The organism is Pirellulaceae bacterium (assembly GCA_029243025.1).
GTDB lineage: Bacteria > Planctomycetota > Planctomycetia > Pirellulales > Pirellulaceae.
The window spans coordinates 46,474-69,375 of record JAQWSU010000011.1 but is presented as its reverse complement, the minus strand read 5'-3'; the positions used below and the strand labels follow the sequence as shown (position 1 = coordinate 69,375).

The window sequence follows — 22,902 nt, the reverse complement described above, 5'->3', positions numbered from 1 at the left end:
CGTATTAACGTCCCCACCGATCAATACAAATCCTGCACGAAGTCGTACAGCGATTCGGTTTCCCAAGAACAACACCGCTCTCTTCTGCTTACTGCGACCGCCCAATCAAAACTTTCGCTCGATTGGCCGTCTCCTCGTCCTTGGTAACCGCAATGACTTTCGCCATCACATCAGCAACCGAACTCGGATCGTTGTCGACAATTTTTTCCCCAATCGTCACGGCCGCCTTGCCCGCAGCTTCGCTCAGGGACGAGTTCTCCAAGTGGGGCACGATCATTTTCAGACCTTGTGCGGAAGGGAATCGGGTAATCGTATCAAACACCAGCTTCCGCTCTTCATCTCGACTCGCCGCGGCAAAAGCTTTCTTACTCATCTGCAAACGCTGTCCAGGTCTCAAACCAAACTGTCGAATAATGCGGATGTAACCGCGAAGACAACGGACGCGGTAGGCCGGATCGCCCGACTTCGACAACTCCAAAAGAACAGGAGCGGCATCTGGCGTCAACCATTTCCCAAGCGACTGTGTGGCAGCATTGGCAGCTGATTTGTCATCGCTTTTTGCGGCGGCCCGCGCGCCGGCCAGTGCATGCTGCCCTCCCACGTAGATGAGCAGATTCATCAATTCTGTTTGGTCCGCAGCCGATGCGTCAATCGTTCGATCCAGCAGCACTTTCGCCGCCGCATCGCGGTCGCCCATGCGTTGACAGGCCCTGCGCAAGGCCTCCTTCATGGGCAAGGCGGATGCGGATGATCCCATCGCCAGCATTTGATCGACCAGCTGGGGAAAGTCCTTGAGTCCAACCGTCATGCCCAGGCCATCGATGGCTGAGTCCCGCAATTCTGGATCATCGGAGGACACGTATTTCAGCAGTAACGGGATCACGCGATCAATCCCGCGCCGACCGGCTACGTCCACCAGAACCAAACGTGCTCGCCCTTCACTACTTTCCAGCCGACTTGCTAATTGCTCATCGACATCGTCGCCTGTTAGCACAGCAAGGCTGTCACGTGCGGTTGTAGCCAATGCTTCATCATCAGTAATCGCCGCCTTCAGCAGGACCGGTACGACACTGCGATCTCCCAACCGACCTAGAACCCGAACGGCCGCGATCCTCATGTGGGCATCCTGGGAGCCTGCGGCATCAACCACTGTCTGGAGCGCCGAGGCATCCCCCCGATCACCCAGCACATGCATGACTAGAATTTTCCGGTCTGGCGAAAGCGACTCGAGCTGTTGCACCAGTTGATCCGTTGTCTCCGCGCCGGTCAAATTGTGCGCAAGTTCCAAGCCAATCCGAAACAGGGCAGGGTCCTCATCATTTAGATAGGAGTTCATCAGCTCATTCGCATTTTGGGAACCTGCACGAATCTCACCGAAGCGTGCCGCAACGTTGATGTGCTGCGGCAACTCAGCCGAGCGTAGCGCCTGAAGAAGGCCCAGCGCATCGGCATTCCTCCCGTCTGCCAGCAAACTGTCCGCAATGGCCAGACAGGCATCGGCCGCCGTGACACGAAGCGCTGCATCACCCGTCAGCACTTGCTGCAGTGCGGAGATGGATTCAGGGGTGACGAGCAAACCCAGGGCTGAAATAGCCGCTGCCGCAACCTGCTGGTCATCGCCCGCCGCTAGATCGATCAACGCGCCGACGGCTTGCGTATCATTACGAGCGGCAATGGAATTGATCACACCCACAAGTTGGGCACCCTTCAGCTCACTCAACGCGTTTCGCAATGCCTGATCGACCTCCGTACTGGGATTCGATTCCAAAGCAGTTCGCGCGTAGTGCGACAATTCAGGATCGGCCAGCAACTTTGACACTACCGGTACTGACTTTGCGGTGCCAATAACCGCTAGCCGCTGACATGCCTTGGCCTTGTCAAATAGTTCAGCATTCGAATCCAGCAGGGCCAACAGTTCGGACTCGTCGCCCGCAGCTGGAAGCGGCTGTTGCCCTAATGCCGCATTTGGCAACACGAACAACAGCAGGAGCGCGACGATAGAAAATGGGTAACGAGAGATCGTCATCAGGGCTGTCCTCCCAGGGAAATAAAGCCTGGAAACGGTGATCGTAAAATTGAGTTTCGTGGAACGATTGCCTGCAGATGTGAAATCAAACGTGCCACGGTTCACGCATCGCTCGAGAACGCATACGGTTCGCTTCTTCGTCGCCCGCGAACTCTTCCTTCACTGGATCAAATGTCAGTTTGCGACCGAGTTGCCAGGCAATGTAGGCTGCGTGGCACACGACATGCGACTGCGCCACTACGGCAGCGTTGGCGTTGGTTAAACCTCGTGTCTTGACGCAATCCAGGAAGTTACGGATATGGGTAGTCGGATCGGTTCCGGCACGGTTAAAGACCGATTGCTGAGTCCGCAGCGATTCCGGTTCGAGAATGAAATTTCCCGAATCTCCCGTTTCGATCCAGCCATCCTCCCCTTCGTAACGCACGCTACAGGTGCCCATCCCCATCCAACCTTCGCTGCGCATGACCAGCTTTAGTCCGTCGGCGTAAAAACAGTCGACCCCATCGGCATTGGGGATGTACTCGACTGGCGCCGTGTCGTCTCTGCCGGCTGCCCATTGGCAAAGATCGACCGTATGGGATCCCCATTCAAGAATCCCACCGCCATGGAAATCAAAATGTCCCCGCCAGCGACCCGCGACATACTGTGAGTTATAGGGCCGCCACGGACATGGACCCAGCCATCGATTCCAGTCGCAAACGTCTTTCGCCGGTTCCGGTTCGGCGGGCAACCAATGATGACTGGTGGCCGGCGGTCGCGTGTTGGCATGAATGGTATGTAGCTTGCCAAGCTTGCCGCCTTGAACCAAATTTTTGGCAAATTCAAAGTTGCCAATGGTGCGTCGTTGAGTTCCCGCTTGATAGACGCGGTTATACTTTCGATACGCGTCGGCTAAGGCACGGCTCTCGGCAATGGTCAGCGAACACGGTTTCTCACAATAGACGTCCTTGCCAGCTTTGGCAGCGAGAATAGAGGCCATCGTGTGCCAACGATCACCGGTCGCAATCAGCAACGCATCAATGTCATCTCGCGCCAAAACGTCATCCATATCCTGATAGAGAACACAATCTTTGTTTCCATAGGTGTTATCGGCGAGCGTCTTGACTGCTTCGCGTCGCGTTTTTTGTAAATCAGCAATGGCGACAAATTGAACATCCGGATTAGCGAGAAAACATTTGAGGTCCGTGGTACCTCGCCGCCCAACCCCCAGACCACCCAATACAATTCGATTGCTAGGCGCAATCGCGCCGCCCAACCCCAGAGCCGATGAGGGCACAATGGTAGGCGCGGCGATTGCAGCGACTGCGGCCACTGAAGTCTGCAAAAAGTCACGTCGGTTCTTGGCTTTCATTGATAGCTCCGTAATCTTATTGACGCTGACTTGGATGATTTGGATCAGGACCAATCTCAGCAAGCAAAAAACATGCGACCTGCACGGCTAATTGTACCATTTCCCAACGCGTTAGAAGGTCGGTCAGGAAACAAAAACAAAGCCAGCAACTTTTTCAGCTGCTGACACAGGTTTTCAACTCCCTGGGAGGCTTTCGAGCGGCTTGATCAATCAGGAATCGTCGCTCTTGGGCGGATCACGAAAAGAGCTCTGCGACGGGATCATCCTACACTCTCTCACGACGAAAAGAATCAAACGGATGAGTCAGTCGCGACACAAAAAAACAACTCGCCAAGCAATGCGATTCGCACCGCGGGCTAATACGCCCACCATCAAAAGAGAAATAACATCCGTCTTTGCCAATGCCCCTTTTTGAGCAAGCGCTTCAGTGCTGGCGGAGACAAATCCTCGATCAGTTCGAAACTGAAAAGATCATTCCCAGGTCGCTTCTACCTTGCGCACGTCGAAGCGGCCACCATGTTCGGAAACAAACCAAAGCGATCCATCGGATGGGTGCCAACGAGCATAGTCGTCACGTTCCGGATTAAACGTAATTCGACTTGTTGTTCGATCTGACAATCGCATCCGATAGATTTCATAGTTCCCATCCCGATTCGACGTAAAGGTTATCGACTCTCCATCCGGAGAAAACGCAGGATGCATGTCGATGCCTTGGGATTCTGTCAGACGGCGCTGGTTCAAACCGTCGGAATCCATCAGGTAGATTTCGAAATCGCCATCACGGTTCGACGCAAACACGATCTGCTTACCATCGGGAGAATAACGGGGCCAATAGTCGCTATGTTCGGCACCCTCAATCGAAAGACGACGAATTCGTTGACGTCCTGGTGTTTCAATGACGTCAAACTGGTAGATCACGCGTGCACCTTGCACGAACGTCACTTGTTTACCATCCGGCGAAACAGCAGGCCAGTTGGCCCAAGGATGTTTGCCTAGTTTAGGAATGGTGGCCTCGACAGCAGATGATACGACATGAATTCTTGAACTCAATCCTTGAACAACGTTGTAAGCAAAGACGTTGCCATCTTTGGAAATACTGAATTCTCGATTTCCCGGTGGATCTTTTTCAAAATAACGGACAACTTGACCACTCTCTAAATTCATCCGCATAATCTGCATTCCGCCTGTGACGGACGATTCCTGGGTATAGACTAAATCTCGCGAACCGGCCAAGAATACTAAGTCACGCTTTTGGAATCCATCGGTGGTAATCCACTTACCCGGCAACGTTTCCGCCGAGCCTAATTGCGGCAAACAGCCAACCAGTAGCAGCGAAATGCGGACGAGCGGTGAACGAATCGGACTCATGGCTGCAAAATTGGAACGGTGAGGTTTACGTGCTAACACAAAGAATCATTCCGCGCTAGGGAGACACTGAACTTAAAACAGGCCTTCGATCGCATTACCTCCGCTAAGCACTCGCATTTTCGCTCGCGCCTCAGAATCGATTCCCATCGATTCGGCGATTGACGTTCCGACCATGAGCGGCGTTATCGGGGTCGTCACCGGTTCAGCACCGATTCGATCCGTCTTTCCAATCACACGCCCGCCTTCGATCCCAGCTCCCGCCCAAAGGGTTGAGCAAGTGGCCCAATGTTCACGCCCACCAATCTCATTGATCTTCGGCGATCGCCCCATTTCACCGAACGCACAAACAAGCGTGTCATTCAAAAGGCCGCGATCTTCGAGGTCGTCTAACAATGCTGCAAATGCACGATCGAAAATTGGACCATGGTAGGTCATCAGTTGACCAAAGCCATTCCGGTGAGTATCCCAACCCATCAGAGGCCCCTCTTCTAATCCATCGACTCCTAAGCTCCAGTTGACCTGAACATAAGGAACGCCAACTTCGACTAAGCGTCGCCCCAGCAACAAACTCTTCCCAAAAGCCGTTTGCCCATAAGCATCGTGTGTTTTGGGCGATTCCTTGCTCAGGTCGAAGGCCCGAAAAGCATCTCCTGACGTAAGTAGCGAATATGCATTCGAATGATGTTTATCGAGTGCATCAATCGTCTCGCTATCGCTGGCTCGTTTCAACAGGTCAATCTGTTCCAGCAGTAACTTTCGATCCGTGAGTCGTTGTGGGGTTAGTCCATTGGCCAAGGCAAGGCTTGGTATCTCAATATCTGCATTGGACGCACACTTCACAAAAAAGGGATTAAAGGCCGCGCCAAGGCGTCCCGCACTAGAACCGGGAACCGTTGTGCAAGGAAACCCATGGGTCAATGTTGTCTTCGGCGCAACCGAAATGAACGGAGGCAAACCAGCTCCAGGAAACCGTTGCGCAATCACCGATCCAAAATTCGGTTCTGCTGAGGAACCTCTGCCGCGTGATCCTGTGAGGCAAAGCATGTCATGATTGCCAGAAAATCGACATGACCGGACGAGTGTCACCTTATCGGTTCGCTGAGCCAATTTTGGAAGTAGCTCGGTGAGATGAATGCCGGGCGTTTTGGTCGAGATCGTTTTGAATGGTGATCGAATCGAACTTGCCGCATCTGGCTTTGGATCGAATGTATCCAAATGAGACGGTCCGCCCCAGAGCCAGATCATTAAAACTGACTTCGCTTTACTTCGTGGAGAGGAACGATTCGTAGCCGCGTGTGACTGCTTGAGTTGCCACGCCCATGGTAACGCAGCAGCGGCCCTCACAAAGGATCTACGACTGATACCATCACACGACTGACTACGGAACCTACCTAATTCAATCATGGCACATCCACTCTCAACGAGCTATGAGATTTTTCCTTACCCCAATAGTCTAAGGGGGTTTTGAGTGAAAATCGACACGGATTGGCCAACCAACACCAAAGCTTCCCAATCACCCTATCTGAAATCGGGCCGCCGCAAGTTCGCCAGAGCGGCTTTCACCCGTATTTCCACCATAATGCAACACTCCGATTAACAACGATCCCCAGAAGATCCGAAAAAAACACCAGGTACCTTTTCAATCGGCCAGGCAAGTTCGAGCGAATGGACAATTGTTACTTCTTAAAGTTACGCCGAGACACTGAGAGAAATACGTCGCGCCACCTTCCTACAGCCCGCTGTCGGCGTTTGGGTTCCAGTCGCTTGGCTCGTAGCTCAGTTGTTGAAAATAGTCGAGCAAACCGTTTCGATATGAGTTAGCGCTGATGTCTTTATTGTATTCTGCAGCGAAGCGAGCACCGGATTCGCTACTGTAAACGTGAAAGTCAGGATCCGAACTCAGGATGGCCTTTGCATAGGGGATCGCAACTTCCTCTGCCGTTTGCCATTCGACATGTTTACTAAACCAAGTGAAAGCATGCTCCGTGAAGTTCTTGTAGTCGGATTCGATTAATGCTTGGTTCTCCGGTTGCATGATGGTTAGCCTGGTTTTTATGGGCCCTGCATGAAAGTTAAACAGTTTGATATTCCATGGCGCGCATTCAATGGCCATTGATTCCTGAATTCGTTCAAGAGCGTTTATCGCAGCAAGATAAATGGAAATGCCCGGCATGATGACTGGCATGGTGCAGAATATGCTGCCGGTTGTGGTGATCACTCCCGATTTCTTTTCCTTCATTCCCGGAAGAAATGCCCGCATGAGCGCTAAAGGACCGAACACCTTACTCTGAAACGTGGTTGTAATATCGGAAGCACTGGCTGCTTCCGCGGGACCGATCACTACTTGGGCCGCATTGTTGACCAGCCCATCAATGCTGCCATAGTCGTTGAGGACACCTGCCACAAAAGCATCCATCGAGTCTTGGCAACACAGATCCAGAGATCGGATGGACAACTGATCCTCTGAAGCAAGCTTGTCTTTCGTTAAATCCGAATCTTCTGGCGTGCGTGAAGTCGCAATAATGCGATGCCCTTCGGCAATCAACTGCTTACACAACTGGTAACCGACGCCATCTCGTTTCGAAGCGCCCGTAATTAGAATTACTTTCGCACCCATTGTTCGCACCTCACATGGTTACCTGTGTTTATTGAAGACGATAAAGGAGCCCAGTGGCATTCTGATTATGGTACCGAATGCCCGCAAGAAACAGCAGGGGAGGGTCGATCCCCGCGCTACTCAATCGACTAAAAAGGGAGCTGACACCTTTTTAACTCACCCTTGGGCAAGCTGTTTCTTCAGCGTGCAATATTGCTGGTAAGACGCGTTGACTTGCTTTTCAAATTGATCGTATTTGGGCAAACGTTGGCCTTCATATTGCTCTAACATTACCAGCAAAAAGCTTTTGTCAGCATCTCGAATCGATTGCCAGATCGGTGGGTTGTTGGCGAGACAATCAAGCAGGGCGTAAAGAGGTTCTCGTCGAAAACAGTCGCTCGGACAGACCCAGCGATAACCAACACCAATCGTCGGATCCGTCAAATTGCGAACGGCATGCCAGACGTACGGTGGATTCCAAAGCACGTCCCCTGCGTTTAGAATCACCTCCCAACTGGGAACGTATTGAAACACAGGAAAGGCTTCGTAGTCCGGAACAAAGGGATCAAAAAAAGGAACATCTTCACGATGCGTTCGGTATTCGCTACGAATTGCCGGAGGATCAATCGCCGGCGTATAACGACTCGGATAGAAAACCCAATGCTTGGAGCCGACCACCTGAATAAATAGATTGGCATCGTTTGCATTGTGAAGATGCGTTCTAGGAGACGCCGAATTACCAATGAACGTTTGGAAACCTTGATCGATATTCATCGGACCAGGATTTCTCCTGGCACGCAACCAACGCAGGTCAATATCGTGTAGTCGCTCCGGGTGCCTCTGCAGCAAAGCATAAAAACGAAGATAGTCACCCGCACCTCGACTGATTTTGGCCAGACTCGTTTCCAACTTTGCAAAACCCAGCCTCCCTAAAACTAAATCGTCACCGTATTGTTCGGCGAGAAACGGGAGACTCCATTTCTGGCAACAGGCCCAATCCGAGGCCGCACCTTCAAACACCACAGGAATTCCAGGCTTTTGGTAGCGACGACGAAATTCTGCAATCGAGATGTCTTTCACTCGATCCACCGGCCGACTCACCAGCGGTTCCTCGCATTCAATGCTGCCGTACATGCGATCGATAAGCTGACGACGACGCGCTTCACGCGACTTCAAACAACGGTTCAAGCGTTCCGTTCCGAGTAGATGCTGAGCTACCTGATCGAGTCCATACCGCATCCGATCTGACCAACGGAAACACTTCCGCGCTTCACCCGTTTTACGTATCAACGTCTTAACTCCGCGGTTCCATAATCGTTTATTCGACAAGCAACTCACACACCCTACCGGTGACCAACCTAATCTCACAACCAGGGTCTTGTGGCCTGTCTAGCCTAACTACCAGACAGCTTCATAACTATCTTTTCGATCCCGATGCGAAGATTTCGTCATCATTCATACGCTGACAACTCCGCCACAGTACCATAGCGGAAAATTCGGCGCTCAAGATACTGTCGACCTGCGGAACGATGACCCGATGCGGCACCTACTGAAGTCCCGGCATCTACGGAGAACGCACTGATCCAGGTAACCATCAGTGATGGTCATCTAGCAAGCTGAACTACCGGCGCACCAACAGGAGCAACTCGTTGGATGACGAAAAGCTACCTGACACCTGTTTCGTTCCAGCTATTCTTCGGGGGGAGACACCGTGTTGCCAGCATCCGTGATTGCAAACACCTGGTTGTTCAGGTTGAAGTGAAAGATTAGGTCTCCATCGGGCGTTGAGTAGATATAACTCATGCGCTCTGTAACCGGTTTAACTTTCTCTTCCGCTTCTGCTGTACCATTCTCTGACGCGGACTGGCCCGTAGCTTCCTTGATGGAAGCAGGCTCTCCCAAGAAGGCTGTTATTTCCATCGGCGATCTTCCGAAGTACTCCCGCAACATCGCATGGTCGTACGCTGGGGGCGCGGGAATGCAGTCGGCAAGGAGCAGAAGTATTGTCACCAACGAAAAGTTATTCCTAAACGTCTTGTTTCCCTTAAAAAGTCGCTAGGCACATCTTTATATAGAGGAAGGTCTCTTCACTTTCGGCATTTTGGCGTCCACCTCTTCGCGCCAGTCGCGCAACATCTTCAGTAGTTTCTGCGTCGTTTCAGGATTTTCTTTTGAGATATCGTGCTGCTCGCCGATGTCATTTTGTAAATCAAAGAGCTGTACCGTTCCGTTTTCATAGTACTCAAGTAGCTTGTATTTTCCGAAACGAATGGCGCCACCCGGACTCTGATATCCGTGATTGCTGTAATGAGGAAAGTGCCAGTAGATCGCACCCCGATCATAAGCTTTCCCCTGCAGCGCGGGAACAAAACTCTTACCATCCATGTGTTGCTCTGGCTGGGAAGGAAGTCCAATCATTTCCAGCAAGGTGGGATAGTAATCCGTTCCTGTCACCACAGCCTGGGAAGTCGTATTCGCCTCGGTTTGACCCGGCCAGTGAACGATTAAGGGTACGCGGATGCCGCCTTCATAGTTCCAACCTTTGGCCCCACGTAACGGGAGGTTCGACGAAGCGAATCGCGAGTCCAGCGCGGCGCGCGGTTGGCGAACTCCTCGATACTGGTTCGACGCTGCCATCCCCCCATTATCGGCCGTAAAAATGATGATGGTCTGATCGGCTAATCCAAGCTCCTTGAGCTTCGACCGAATTCTGCCAAGGCTTTCGTCCATCGCCTCAACCATGCCGGCAAACTCAACATTGTCTTGCTTCTGCTTTACCCACCACACGCGCTTTGCCTGGTGGGACTTCAACGTGTCGTCTTCTTCCAACGCTTTGAGTTCCTCACCGGAAAGCTCTCTTCCATCCGGATTGGCTTCCAAAATGTAATCCGGCCTATCCTGTTTTGGCATCGAAGCGATCTTCTTTTCGTATTTTTTAACCAGATCCTTGCGACCATGGATCGGATCGTGAACGGCAAAATGAGCCATGTGCAGATAGAACGGCCGGTCCTGGTTTCGCTCGATGAATTCAACAGCAAGGTCGGTGAATCGATCTGTCAGATAGTCTCCCTGTTTGCCGTCCGGCCCGTTGCCACCTCTGACTTTGAAAGGATAGTGATAGGAACCGTACCATCCGAACGTCGACTCATCAAAACCCCATTCCCGGGGATGCCTGCCCAAATGAGCCTTCCCAAAAAAGGCGGTACGATAGCCGTGATCCTGGAAGGTTTCCGCTAAGGTGAGTTCGTTCTCCGGTAATGCCAAAAGCTTTTCGGCACTATGCAGCTTCTCGTATTCTCTCTCGGGACGTCCGCCCAGCCATTCCGTCAGGTTTGTCCTGCCAGGGTACTTTCCCGTATGAATACTCGCTCGACTCGGCGAACAAACATGACAAGTCGAGTACGCGTTATCAAACAGCAGGCTTTCCTTCGCCAGCAAATCAATCGACGGCGTCTCGTAAAATTGACTACCGTAGCAACCAAGATCCCTCTGCCCTAAATCGTCGACAAGGAAGAAAACGATATTAGGTTTCTGGTTGGGGGCAGCTTCAACAAAGAATGCTGGAAACAATAGGAGCAAAGTCAGAGCTCCAACTTCAACCATATTGAACCCATTTCGGCCTGATGTCTTCATAGGATTACCTGGTACAAGCTATTAACAATGACTCAACGGGTACGCCGTAGATCACGATTTCCAAATTTCTCATCAGACTGTCGAATCGGTTGCGTACTGGCAAAAGCGCCCGTGGCGCGCAGCCACCATAATACATGGCGATCAGTCTACATGAGAACAAAAAAGAGAGCAGGTACCTGTTTAGTGAATTCGATTGTTTTGGAACCTTATGTACATACTGTTTCTGATGCGGATTAAGAATTTTTCCCAAAAAGGTATCTGACACCTTTTCAGACCTACCTTTCCAAACCTTACGCACGGTCGCGGAATCTGGAACTGTCGTCGGCCGATGGAAACGCCTGGTCGGATGTATCTACCAAAGTAGCCACGCTGCACCTAATTGGTGACAACCGCATTTCATTTCAACACTTTCTCTCAAAGCAAACACGTATATCTTTGCTTGCGCAGCAAAGATAGCGACTGATATACGTCCAAGAACGAAGGCAAGCGACGCACCGTTTCTAATCAATGAACCTTCGTCATGGGCTCGATTCATTGTCCGGAAGGTCGCAAAAACGAAGATAAAAATTCGCCCAGGGCGCAGGGCAACGCTCTTAAGCATCTTGCAAAGGAGAACACATCGAATTTACCCGGACGCGTGGGAAATACCGCACCGATGTCGAAGCTCTTTTTATTCGGTCCCGATCGAAATCCGGAGAATTTGATATCAAATGGTTGCATCTGTTTTACCGAGAGTTGACAATTACGAACCGCGCGTGTCCAACATCCCCCGAACTGCACATGTCGAAACTCACAGGAACCTTGTCCGATGAGAATTACGAAACTTGTAATCGCGGTCTCGCTGACAATCAGCTTGTTCAACGTCGGCTTGAGGGCTCAAGTAAACTACGAAGCGCCGCTTTTCACACCTACCATTGACGGTACGATCTCGGAAGCGGAAATGGCCGGCCAATTTCAAAGTCTCCTCAGCTGGCCGGAGGTACTTGAGACTGGCGGTTCGGCAGTGATTGCTGCGGCAGGGATTGAGTTGGACATTTCGGCTGACATTTATACGTCGTGGGATGCGACAAATTTGTACGTTTCCGCCGTCGTAGCAGACACAGTTGGTGGTCATCAACGGTTCGTTTCGCCCGGACCTTATAACGGACAAGATACACTTCAATTTGCCTTCAATCCGAACAACGACCCAAAAAACAATTTCGTGGTCGAGCCCTTCGTGGACACGATGGAGATCGGCCCCGCAGCGATTTACGATCTGGTGCTCGATACTCAGGATGAATTTGGTCCGGACATCTATCGACATGGTGACGTGATCACAACTCCCGACCTTGAGGATGCGGGCGGCCCAATATGGACCATCCAAGGCCAACAAACGTTTGACGACAACAACAATCTCTCCGGTTACATGTTGGAAGCAGCAATTCCCTGGTCCATCGCCATGGACATCGACCCCAACTACTCACCGAAAGTTGGTGACCAACACGGGTACAGCTATTTGATCCTTGACGTCGACGACTTCGAAGATGGCACCGCTGAAGGGCCGAGTTTGGTCTGGGACGCCGGAGAAGACTGTTGCGGCGAAGGTGAGAACCCTGGGGCCAATACAATTCAGGTTCCAACCGATTGGCACGTTCTGACGTTAGTTGCCCCTGCGGTTTTGGGGGATTTCGATGCGGACGGATCTCTCACCGCTGTCGACATCGACCTGCTGTCGGCCGAAATTCAAGCGAAAACCAACAGCAGTATTTTCGATCTGACCGGTGAGGGCACCGTAAACGCGGCCGACCACAAGACGTGGATCGAAAGCAAACACATCGCGAATACCTGGTTTGGCGATGCGAATCTTGACGGGGAGTTCAACAGCGGCGATTTGGTGTTTGTTTTCTCCGCCGGCCTCTACGAGTCAAATACCGACGCCGGCTGGCGCCAAGGCGATTGGAATGCCGACGGTCTGTTCAACTCCAGCGATTTCGTAGCCGCCTTTTCAGGGGGAGGGTATGAGACAGGTCCGCGAGTTGCCACGGCTGTCGTTCCCGAGCCCAGCAGCATTTTTCTAATCGGAGTTGGTATGCTGGCAATCATTCGGTGTCGCGAACGGCAAACATTCGTTATGAATAAATCGAGATGTTTACCAAGCTAGAAGCAACCAGCATTTCACTCCAAAGGGCTCCAATGACCAAGCTGGCATTGACGACGTTGGTCGCTTTTTTACTCTTGGCCGAAGTTTGTCGTGCTGCGGAGGAATCGGCCCCCGCACTTCAAAATTTCCTCGAATCTCATTGCCTCGATTGCCACGACGATCTCACAACAACGGCAAATCTTTCTCTGCAACAACTCGATTTTGCAAACCTTTCGCAATCCCCCGACATCTGGGAACGTGTTCTTCGACGAGTGGAACGACGGGAGATGCCGCCGCTTGACGTGCCGCGTCCCAAGGAAGACGACTACGATGCGGTTGTCGCCGAGTTGAAGCGGCGTCTCAATCGCAGAGCAGAGTCCCATCTTAAGCCGGGCCGCACCGACACGTTTCGCCGCATGACTCGTACGGAGTACGGCAATGCGATTCGGGACCTACTCTCACTCCAGATCGATGTTTCAACCCTGCTACCCGCTGATGAAGCGAGCCACGGCTTTGACAATGTGACGGTTGGCAATCTTTCGCCAACATTACTTAATCGGTACATCATTGCCGCAGAAAAGATCAGCAAGTTGGCGGTGGGCGGCGCGATGCAATCGCCGAGCGGTTACACAATTCGGATGCGACCGGACATCACACAAGAAGAACATGTGGAGGGGCTTCCGATCGGAACTCGCGGTGGACTTACATTTGATTATACGTTCCCGCGCGATGGAATCTACGAATTTCAAATCCGCCTGATGAGAGATCGCAACGAACACGTCGAAGGGTTGACTCGCAAGCATCAGTTGGAGGTCCTACTTGATCGAAAAAAGGTGAAATCGTTCACACTGCGCCCACCGAAATCCAATGCCGATCATGCGAATGCTGACGGACATCTTCAGGTTCGCCTTCCTGTACCAGCGGGACCGCACGCTGTGGGAGCGACGTTCTTCAATCAAACATCCTCGTTGCTCGAGTCGAAACGCCAGCCCTACCAGGCACATTTCAACTTCTATCGACATCCCCGCTTGTCGCCAGCTATTTATGAGCTGTCAATCACCGGGCCCCACGAGTCCAACGGTCCGGGCAACACACCTAGCCGTGACCGTATCTTCTTCTGTCGGCCTGTCGCTTCCGAAGAGGAGGAGAGATGTGCACAAAAGATCCTTCATGTATTGTTGCGACGAGCCTTCCGCCGACCCGTCACCGATGACGACTTTCAGCAGCCACTCGAGTTTTATCGAACGGCTCGAGTTGATGGCGATTTCGAGGATGGAATCCAGGCTGCGTTGACCGCGATTCTAACCAACCCACACTTTCTCTTTCGAGTCGAGCGCGACCCGCCCGACATTCCGCCGCAGACACCTTACGTCGTCAGCCAACTTGAGCTCGCGTCGCGATTATCATTTTTTCTCTGGAGCAGTCTGCCGGATGACGAACTGATCGATTTGGCGGTACGAAACAAGTTAGCGGACCCGAACGTGCTAGAAACACAAGTACGTCGCATGCTGCGTGACGACAAGTCAGATTCACTGATCACAAACTTCGCCAACCAGTGGCTCTACCTGAAAAACTTAGACGCCTTGACTCCAGACCTGCGGACCTTCCCTGACTTCGATGATAATTTGAGACAAGCATTCCAGAAGGAAACCGAGTTGTTCTTTGAAAGTATCCTCCGTGAAGACCGCAGCGTACTGGACTTGATCGATGCCGACTACACATTCTTGAACGAACGACTGGCCAAACACTACGACATCCCACATGTCTACGGCAGTCGCTTTCGTCGCGTGTCACTCAGGCAGAACGAGCCACGCGGCGGTCTTCTCCGTCAGGGAAGTATTCTCATGGCAACTTCCTATGCGACACGGACCTCACCCGTGATTCGCGGAAAATGGATTCTCGAAAATTTGCTCGGTTCGCCGCCCCCACCCCCCCCCGATGAAGTGCCGTCGCTAGCGGACAACACGGTCGCTTCCCATTTGCCAATCCGTGAACGACTCAGCGAACACCGTGCTGACGCTGCCTGCGCAAGCTGTCACAATTTGATCGACCCGATCGGTTTCGCGTTGGAGAATTTTGACGCAGTAGGTCGCTGGCGAGATTTCGAAGCCGGAGTCGTAGTCGACGCATCGGGTGGGCTCCCAGATGGCAGTCAATTTGACGGTGTTGAGGGACTTGAACAGGGATTGCTAAAGCGGCCGAAGATTTTTGTTGGTACGCTAGTGGAGAAGTTGCTGACTTACGCACTGGGACGTGCAGTCGAACCCGGTGATTCGCCGGCTATCCGCAGGATCCTGCAGAGCGCAGAAGCGGACCGATACAAGTTCTCGTCGTTGATTGTTGGTATCGCAAACAGCACACCTTTTCGTATGAGAATGTCGCAATGATGGTGACCAAAAAAGCACTGCCGCGCAGAACTTTTCTTCGTGGAGTGGGCGCATCCGTCGCACTCCCCCTCTTGGACGCGATGATCCCGTCGATGACGGCGATGGCCGATACGCCAGCCAGCCCAACCCGACTCAGGCGGCTCGGTTTCGTTTACATGCCGATGGGCTGCGATCACTCTCGCTGGACGCTTTCAGGTGACACCTTAGAGGAACTCAGTCCCACGCTGAGTCCGCTGGAAAATGTTCGGCAGCAAGTGTCTGCGGTCACGAATCTAGAATTGAGGAATGCCTATCCCGGTACCCACGCGACATCCAACGCAGCGTTTCTCAGCGCGGCAACGGCGAAACGTACCGAGAGCACCGACTATCACCTGGGGACGACGGTCGACCAGATTGCCGCACAACAGATCGGTCAACAAACGCAGCTTCCATCGCTGGAACTGGCGATGGACTTGGTGTCGATGGTCGGTCAATGTGACAACGGTTACGCCTGTGTGTATCAAAACAATCTTTCCTGGTCATCGCCCACAACCCCGCTGCCGAGTGAAGCACACCCACGACTCGTCTTTGAAATGATGTTTGGAGAAGGGGGAAGCAGTGCTGAGCGCCAAGCGGCTATTCGAAAACGAGCAAGTTTGCTCGATTCAATCACCAAAGAAATCCGTCGACTTGAACTTACCTTGGGACCGAACGATCGCAATCGCGTCAGAGAATACTTGGACGCAGTCCGCGAGGTGGAACGACGAATCCAACAGTCCGAGGACAGCTCGATAGAAAATCCGCTCCCGGATTTAGATCGTCCCAAGGGTGTCCCCGCTTCCTACGCGGACCATGCACGACTGATGTTCGATCTTCAACGACTCGCACTGCAAGGCGACATCACCCGTGTCATCAGTTTCCAACTGGCGCGAGAGACCAGTAATCGTTCCTATCCAGAGATCGGCATTTCCGAGGGACATCATCCGCTCACGCACCATGGCAACGACCCGGACAAAATTGCGAAGGTCGCGAAGATCAATCAATTTCACATTTCACTGTTTGCAAACTTCCTCGAACAACTCCAAGGAACACCCGAAGCGAACGGCTCACTGCTGGATCACGTCCTGTACTTGTACGGCAGCGGCATGGGCAACCCCAACGTTCATGACCACGTCAACCTACCCATCCTTGTCGCGGGTGGTGCTGCTGGCAAGATGCGTGGGGGGCGGCACATTCGCTACGACAAACCAACTCCCTTGGCTAACCTGCATCTGACGCTACTCGACAAAGTGGGTGTCAAACTGGACTCGTTCGCCGACAGCAATGGAACCGTTGACGAACTGTTTGCTCCTCTCAATATGTAGAGACCTGCAAGTCTCGCAAGACGAGGAATCGAAAATGGATCAGCACCTGTCGAATTCAGCCCCTTTATGGCCGCACTTGCGAACTTTACTTCTGCAACTTAGCTGCATCACCATCGCTTTCGTTCTGTCGAGTCGCGTGGCTCGCTCGACTGATATCGAGGCGCCGTTGGCAGATGCGATCGAACAGCAAAACACAACAAAGATTCGCGAGTTGCTCGCCAAAGATGTCGACCCAAATGCCGCTCAAGTTGATGGTATGACGGCACTGCATTGGGCCGTCTACTATGACAATCTATCCACGACAAAGCAGCTTGTGGCAATCAAGGCCGACGTAAACGCGCAGAATCGCTACGGCGTTCCTCCGCTCTCACTCGCTTGTAAAAATGGTAGCCTGCCAATCGTCAAACTACTGCTGGATGCAGGCGCGGACCCAAATGCAAGGCTGCACGGCGGCGAATCGGTTCTGATGACAGCCGCTCGAACAGGTATGGTCGGCCCCGTACGCGTGCTGATTGAAGCGGGCGCCGAAGTCAACGGAAGTGACGACAGCAACCAAACTGCCATTATGTGGGCAGCCGCGGAGGGACATGGCGAGGTGGTCCAAGCCTTAATTGACGCAAAGGCTGACTTCCGCGCTTCGCTGGAGTCCGGATTCACTCCGCTGTTCTTCGCTGTGCGGGAAGGGCAGTCGGAAGTCATCACAAAGCTGCTGGCGGCAGGCGCGGACGTGAATGAAGAACTGCGTCCCCAAAACGGAAGTCGCAACCGGCGAACCAACGCCTTGATCCTAGCCGTCGAAAATGGTCATTTTGAAACGGCAGCTTACCTGCTGGAAGCCGGTGCAGATCCAAATGCTGCACCCGCCGGATTCACCGCATTGCACGCCATCAATCGGGTCCGCAGGCCGCTGCGTGGCGACACCGATCCGCCACCCGTCGGTTCCGGAGACATGAACAGCCTGAATTTCGTGCGTCGCCTCATAAAGTCCGGAGCCGATATCGATCATCGCTATGGTCGCACCTCTGGCAAGAGCAACCGATATTCAGGTGGAAAGGCTCAATTCGGAAAATCGGGTGCCACCGCGCTGCTGATGGCGGCTCGTAATTCAGATCTACAGCTTTTGAGACTCTTGTTGGATTCCGGCGCAAATTGGAAGATCGAAAACGGAGACAACTGCTCTGCGTTGTTAATTGCCGCGGGTGTTGGAGCACTTGGCAGTGGTGATGAACTTCCGGGTACAGAAGAGCAAGTGATTGCCACGGTTCGACTGTTTCTAAAACTCGGTGCCAACATTAACGCAGTCGCTGACCATGGAGAGACCGCCATGCACGGTGCCGCTTACCACGAACGTCCCGCGCTTGTCCAATTTCTGATCGACAACGGAGCCGATATCAGCATCTGGAACCGCCAGAACAAGTTCGGCTGGACTCCCTTGATGATCGCGCGCGGTCACCGGCCGGGTAACTTCCGGCCTTCTCCGAAAACCATCGCCGCAATTGAAAACGTCATGCGCGCGAAAGGAGTTGAGCCGCCACCAGACCAGCCGCGAACCAAGGATGACAAACGGTATCGCTAATCCTCATTCACTTCGAACCTTGCTTTTGGGTCAGCCAAAGATGAGATCGGCAAGAGCCAATGGCAACCGATGAGATGACTGCTCACCATTTCTTGTTCGGACTCCTCGATGATATGTTGGCCAGAAAGATTAAGGTAGTCTCAGTCCTTGTCAGACGGTCGTGCCCAGCTCCTGCTGATGCCGTGTTCACCGCAGCGGTCGATGCAACGGCTGTCGCTTGGACAATCTAGACAACGCATATCAGGCTCGAAAGCCTCCGTTACTGGGCTCAAATCTCGTTTTGCGAGTTCGTTTAGTCGCCTGTCAAAAAGGCCATCGCCTGAGGAATCCAACCACTATCCCAAGCGTGTGTGCGATAAGGCTCCATGACGTACCGATGTGGAATCTCATTTTCCACCAAGAGGCGATGAATTTCCACGCCACCGGCTGCTCGCTTGCCCTCGGTGTTGAAATAGAACAGCCGTGCTTTGTCGCCCAATTCCTTACCCCTTGTTTTGATCAGATTCGAGAGTCGATTGGCTTCGAAGTTTTCGACGGATCCCCATTCACGGCCAATTCGCTCAACCCGTTCCGACTTTTCGATCGGTCCCGTGTCGACGCGTATTCCCGTATCCCAGGCGGCCGCACGATGGAACGTGTCGGGGTTACGCAACAGCAGTGCAAGCGCGCCCCAGCCCGATTTACTGAAACCGATTAACAAACGGCCTTTGGCATCGGTTCGCACCGGGAAACGTTTTTCCATAAATGGAATCACCGTTTTTAAGAGGTGACTTTCATCTTGCTTCTGCGGATTCAAATCATGATCGGCGTACCATGGCTTGCTCGTGTAACCAGGCGCGACGCAAATCAACTGATGCTGATTGTGAAATCCGTATCTTTTGATCTCGACCAAACCGTCTCCGTGTTTATCAACACCATCTTCGTGAACCGGCAACACGTACAAGACTTGGTATTTCTTGCGAAGGTCAAAGTCGTCAGGCAGCAGGATCCTCAATCTCGTTTTACCTGCTTGATAGGGTGATCGAATTTGATGCGTACGAAAACCACCATCAAGTTGCTTCTGACCTCGATCCCAAATCCGAAAGTCACGGATGCCACCTGAAAACGATGTCGAATCGTATTTCGGATTTGGTAGCGCAGGTTGCGCATCTGCGGAAACAAGCAGCCTGTCCAAAGTGCAAATCATTGACTCGACCTTTTCGGGCTTTGTTGCGGCCAGGTCGAACTGCTCCATCGGATCGTCGCGTAGGTCATAGAGTTCGACCTTGCCATCGTCAGGGTAGCGAATCACCTTCCAGCCGCGGAAAAACGCTGAACTGTAGGGTATCGTTTCATCGTAGTGCGGATAGTGCCAATAGAGAGGGCGGTCTTCGAGCGTGCCAGTTTCGGTCAAGACAGGCATGATATCCACACCATCCAGATGCTCGCCGGGTTTTTGCGGCGCGCCGATGTAAGAGAGAATCGTGGGGTACAGATCCATCCCGATCGTTGGCCTCTCGCTGACGCCGGTTCGAATTCGCGGACCTGCCACAATCAACGGCACTCGCGTGCCACCTTCGTAAGCCGTCCCCTTGTTGCCGCGATAGTTGACAACACACTCGTTGCCTTGACTGCCGTTGTCGCCAGTGAAGATGATCAGTGTATTCTCTAGCTGATTGACCGCGTCGAGCTTGGATATCACGCGACCGACACTTTCGTCGAGGCTCTGGATCATCGCAGCCTTACCGGGGTCGGTCATATAGTAATTCGCGTCTTGATTTTCCTTCAGCTTCTGCTCGTACTTTTTCACGTACTCAGGCTTGCCAGTAATTGGTGTATGGACCGTGTAATACGAAAGATAGAGCAGAAAGGGCTCATCCTTTCTGCGATCGATGAAGTCAACAGCGCAGTTGGTTAGCACGTCGGTCAGGCATTCGTCGGCGCTGCCTTTGCCTTCGAGGTTCGGAAACTTGTGATAGGCGGGATGAAAAAAGTGTCTTCCCTGATTGGCCGAATGATCCCCTCCAAAGTTCTCGTCAAAGCCATGTCTCTCTGGAATGTGTTCAGGATATCTGGCGGCAATTTTCTCCAGGATCTTTTCCTTGCCTACGTCTTGCGGCCTTGGCCTCGGTATGAGGTGCCATTTACCAAAGAACCCGGTGGCATACCCTTGTTCCTTCATGGCTTCGGGTAGCACAATCCGTTCGTGATCAATGTACGTTTGCCAATCCGGAGTGACGGTTTTGCGATTGATCTGTACTTGACCAGGGATCCAGTCGGTCAGATGCAAGCGTGCTGGTGAACGACCGGTAAGCAGCGCTGCACGGCTCGGTGAGCAAAGCGTGGAGCCAGAATAGGCATGAGTGAATCGCATCCCGTTCTCAGCCAGCGCGTCGATATTCGGCGTTTCGTGAAATCTGCTGGCGTAGCAAACGAGTTCATCCGGCCCCAAATCATCGACCAGAAACACAACCACGTTGGGTCGGCGTTTTTGCTCTGCACAAACTGGAAAGGCGACCATGCCAATCGTCATGATGAGAGCAAGGGTGAAACCGAATGATTGTATTTTCGCCATGAGAACACTTCCGTCGAATGGTGCGAGCTATTTTCGGTTGATCTCAGATAATACAACCTTCAATCCCAGGATCAATTCTGCAAGCCGCTGTGATTCAGTCAAGTTGGTTCATTCATTCTGATCCCTGTTGTGATTATAGAGTTTCTTTCCTCCGTCGTGGTACCGAATCTAGCGCCAGCGTTGCGTTTGGAGATCGCGAGTTACGTCCGTTCGATACGATGTACACTTCACGAGCAAGTTGCTTCCTCTTTGACCGATGCCTGCACGAAGACGGCCTGTGCAGCATGGTTTTCCTGCTCCTATTTTGTAGCTGCCGACAGTCAACCCGGCCACTCTCAACTGCTCGTGCGTGGCAATGAGGCGTCGTACTGCACGACACGTGCCATGCCGCTCGCCAGGTGATAGAGATTGTGGCAATGAAAAAACCAACTGCCCGGGTTGTCGGCGGTAAACTCAATGTCGATCTTCTGTTTCGGTCCAACGCCAACGGTGTCCTTGAGCGGTGCCAACGGATCGTCCCACGCCCCGGGTTGCCGCAACAATCGGAAGAAATGGCCATGCAGGTGCATCGGATGAAACATCATCGTGGAATTCGTCAAGCGAATGCGCACCCGATCACCGTACTGAATCTTTAGTGGTTTCGCCTTACCCTCGGGCGAAAAGAGTTCGGGAAAGTACTCGCCTCCCATCGACCAAAGATACTTTTTCATCTCGCCTCCCAAGTCGATGTCGAACTGTTTCACCGGACCCTCCGGCAAGGTCGTTGGACGTAGCGACTTGAGCGTCGAGTAGTTGGCCATCCCGCCACCTTGGCTGGCAAACTCGACGGGATTCACGTTGGGTCGCGGAACGGCGTCGGCCGTATGGATCACCCCGACAACTTGTTGGTTCGTACCCAAGGCAGCAGCGTGCAATGAAAAGCTGCCGGGTTTGGTGATAGTCACCAGCACGTCATATCGTTCAGCCGTGGCAATAACAAGATTATGGACATTGATGGGCTCAACGTTCTGCCCATCGGCTGCAATTATTTGCATCGCATGTTCATCGAGCTTCACACGGAAAAAGGTGGCCGTGGAAGCGTTAATCAATCGCAAGCGAATGCGATCACCAGCGCGGACCTTTTGCGTCCACGGACTCTTATTTGACTGACCATTGATCAAATAGCCAGGATAATTAATATCAACATTGAACGCTTTTTCCTTGGGAAACTTATAGTCGCCAGGGGGCGGTTGGATGGCTGCCGTCTCTGGCTGCTCGCCGCGAATTTGCGGAATGATTCCCTCAGGATCCTGATTGAGCCAGTCGGACAACATGACAACCACATCATGGTCGTAAGAGTAGGGCTCATCATTGGCTTCAACAACGAGCGCCCCGCTCAAACCGGTTTGTTCCTGGAATTGGTAGTGGGAGTGATACCAGTAAGTCCCTGACTGACGAATGGGATACTCATAGAGTACTGATTCACCGGCACCGATCGGCATTTGAGTCACCTCCGGCACGCCATCCATATAATTGGGCACCAGCATGCCATGCCAATGCAGGGTCGTTGGTACTTGCAGCCGATTGTTGACCAGCACGCGAAACGCGTCGCCTTCGCGGTAACGAATCTCCGTTCCAGGCAACTTGCCGTTGACCAAAGTAGCCTGGGTCATCGCACCAAGCGGCGCAATCGACTTCTGCTCGATATTACAGACATAGTCCGGCTTCGCTTGAGCAGGTACGGGCGTTTGAGCCAGTTGCGTCTTGCTCGGATCAGGGGTTGCGGCCATGACGGGTGCAGACAGAACGAGCGGTAAACCAGCACTTGCTTGCAGGAGGCGACGTCGAGAGAGGCGGTGATTCGATGGTTCCATGGAGTCGTTCACGTGTCATTTCAAGAGAAGAATTCAGTCAGAAGCGTCCACGTAGCAACTCGATTTGCTAATGCGTCAGCCGATGTCAGCAACAAT

14 protein-coding genes are annotated in these 22,902 nt (G+C 52.7%); 4 read left to right on the top strand and 10 right to left on the bottom strand.

Annotation, left to right across the window (positions count from 1 at the left end; genetic code table 11):
* Window positions 1-88: 88 nt before the first annotated feature.
* The 8 genes from P8N76_05610 to P8N76_05575 form a co-directional block, all read right to left on the bottom strand.
* Window positions 89-2,026 carry a HEAT repeat domain-containing protein gene (locus P8N76_05610; protein ID MDG2381130.1) on the bottom strand — a complete coding sequence of 646 codons (1,938 nt, stop codon included), beginning with the start codon at window positions 2,024-2,026 and terminating at the stop codon, window positions 89-91.
* Window positions 2,027-2,111: 85 nt separating this feature from the next.
* Window positions 2,112-3,377 (bottom strand): Gfo/Idh/MocA family oxidoreductase, encoded by a 1,266-nt coding sequence (locus P8N76_05605; GenBank protein ID MDG2381129.1) that lies wholly within the window; start codon window positions 3,375-3,377, stop codon window positions 2,112-2,114.
* Window positions 3,378-3,848: 471 nt separating this feature from the next.
* On the bottom strand, window positions 3,849-4,784 hold the full coding sequence (locus P8N76_05600; GenBank protein MDG2381128.1) for a hypothetical protein: 936 nt from the start codon (window positions 4,782-4,784) through the stop codon (window positions 3,849-3,851).
* A 33-nt stretch (window positions 4,785-4,817) separates the two neighbouring features.
* Entirely contained in the window at window positions 4,818-6,149 is a 1,332-nt protein-coding gene (locus tag P8N76_05595) for a DUF1501 domain-containing protein (GenBank protein ID MDG2381127.1), read from the bottom strand.
* A 325-nt stretch (window positions 6,150-6,474) separates the two neighbouring features.
* Window positions 6,475-7,362, bottom strand: coding sequence for an SDR family NAD(P)-dependent oxidoreductase (locus P8N76_05590; GenBank protein ID MDG2381126.1), 888 nt, complete (start codon window positions 7,360-7,362; stop codon window positions 6,475-6,477).
* Window positions 7,363-7,518: 156 nt separating this feature from the next.
* Complete coding sequence (locus P8N76_05585; GenBank protein ID MDG2381125.1) at window positions 7,519-8,631, bottom strand: cupin-like domain-containing protein; 1,113 nt, start codon at window positions 8,629-8,631, stop codon at window positions 7,519-7,521.
* 399 nt (window positions 8,632-9,030) lie between these two features.
* A complete protein-coding gene (locus tag P8N76_05580; GenBank protein MDG2381124.1) occupies window positions 9,031-9,351 on the bottom strand; it encodes a hypothetical protein in 321 nt (106 codons plus the stop codon).
* A gap of 57 nt (window positions 9,352-9,408) precedes the next feature.
* Window positions 9,409-10,974 (bottom strand): sulfatase, encoded by a 1,566-nt coding sequence (locus tag P8N76_05575; GenBank protein MDG2381123.1) that lies wholly within the window; start codon window positions 10,972-10,974, stop codon window positions 9,409-9,411.
* An 808-nt stretch (window positions 10,975-11,782) separates the two neighbouring features.
* Between P8N76_05575 and P8N76_05570 the strand changes: the two genes are divergently transcribed.
* From P8N76_05570 to P8N76_05555, 4 genes are read left to right on the top strand one after another with little or no spacing between them, the layout of a single operon-like run.
* A complete protein-coding gene (locus P8N76_05570) occupies window positions 11,783-13,114 on the top strand; it encodes a sugar-binding protein (protein MDG2381122.1) in 1,332 nt (443 codons plus the stop codon).
* Complete coding sequence (locus tag P8N76_05565; GenBank protein ID MDG2381121.1) at window positions 13,099-15,480, top strand: DUF1592 domain-containing protein; 2,382 nt, start codon at window positions 13,099-13,101, stop codon at window positions 15,478-15,480. Before P8N76_05570 ends, P8N76_05565 begins: the two co-directional genes overlap by 16 nt.
* A complete protein-coding gene (locus tag P8N76_05560) occupies window positions 15,477-16,823 on the top strand; it encodes a DUF1552 domain-containing protein (GenBank protein ID MDG2381120.1) in 1,347 nt (448 codons plus the stop codon). Before P8N76_05565 ends, P8N76_05560 begins: the two co-directional genes overlap by 4 nt.
* Window positions 16,824-16,857: 34 nt before the next feature.
* Window positions 16,858-18,399 (top strand): ankyrin repeat domain-containing protein, encoded by a 1,542-nt coding sequence (locus P8N76_05555; protein ID MDG2381119.1) that lies wholly within the window; start codon window positions 16,858-16,860, stop codon window positions 18,397-18,399.
* A gap of 292 nt (window positions 18,400-18,691) precedes the next feature.
* Here P8N76_05555 and P8N76_05550 read toward each other — a convergent pair whose 3' ends face one another.
* Window positions 18,692-20,953, bottom strand: coding sequence for a sulfatase-like hydrolase/transferase (locus P8N76_05550; GenBank protein ID MDG2381118.1), 2,262 nt, complete (start codon window positions 20,951-20,953; stop codon window positions 18,692-18,694).
* 335 nt (window positions 20,954-21,288) lie between these two features.
* Window positions 21,289-22,806, bottom strand: coding sequence for a multicopper oxidase domain-containing protein (locus tag P8N76_05545; GenBank protein MDG2381117.1), 1,518 nt, complete (start codon window positions 22,804-22,806; stop codon window positions 21,289-21,291).
* Window positions 22,807-22,902: the final 96 nt, after the last annotated feature.

Coding starts and splice junctions, on each gene's coding strand:
- P8N76_05555 (MDG2381119.1), top strand. CDS start 16,858: ATGGATCAGCACCTGTCGAATTCAGCCCCTTTATGGCCGCACTTGCGA.
- P8N76_05610 (MDG2381130.1), bottom strand. CDS start 2,026: ATGACGATCTCTCGTTACCCATTTTCTATCGTCGCGCTCCTGCTGTTG.
- P8N76_05550 (MDG2381118.1), bottom strand. CDS start 20,953: ATGGCGAAAATACAATCATTCGGTTTCACCCTTGCTCTCATCATGACG.
- P8N76_05545 (MDG2381117.1), bottom strand. CDS start 22,806: ATGGAACCATCGAATCACCGCCTCTCTCGACGTCGCCTCCTGCAAGCA.
- P8N76_05605 (MDG2381129.1), bottom strand. CDS start 3,377: ATGAAAGCCAAGAACCGACGTGACTTTTTGCAGACTTCAGTGGCCGCA.
- P8N76_05565 (MDG2381121.1), top strand. CDS start 13,099: ATGTTTACCAAGCTAGAAGCAACCAGCATTTCACTCCAAAGGGCTCCA.
- P8N76_05590 (MDG2381126.1), bottom strand. CDS start 7,362: ATGGGTGCGAAAGTAATTCTAATTACGGGCGCTTCGAAACGAGATGGC.
- P8N76_05575 (MDG2381123.1), bottom strand. CDS start 10,974: ATGAAGACATCAGGCCGAAATGGGTTCAATATGGTTGAAGTTGGAGCT.
- P8N76_05570 (MDG2381122.1), top strand. CDS start 11,783: ATGAGAATTACGAAACTTGTAATCGCGGTCTCGCTGACAATCAGCTTG.
- P8N76_05595 (MDG2381127.1), bottom strand. CDS start 6,149: ATGATTGAATTAGGTAGGTTCCGTAGTCAGTCGTGTGATGGTATCAGT.
- P8N76_05560 (MDG2381120.1), top strand. CDS start 15,477: ATGATGGTGACCAAAAAAGCACTGCCGCGCAGAACTTTTCTTCGTGGA.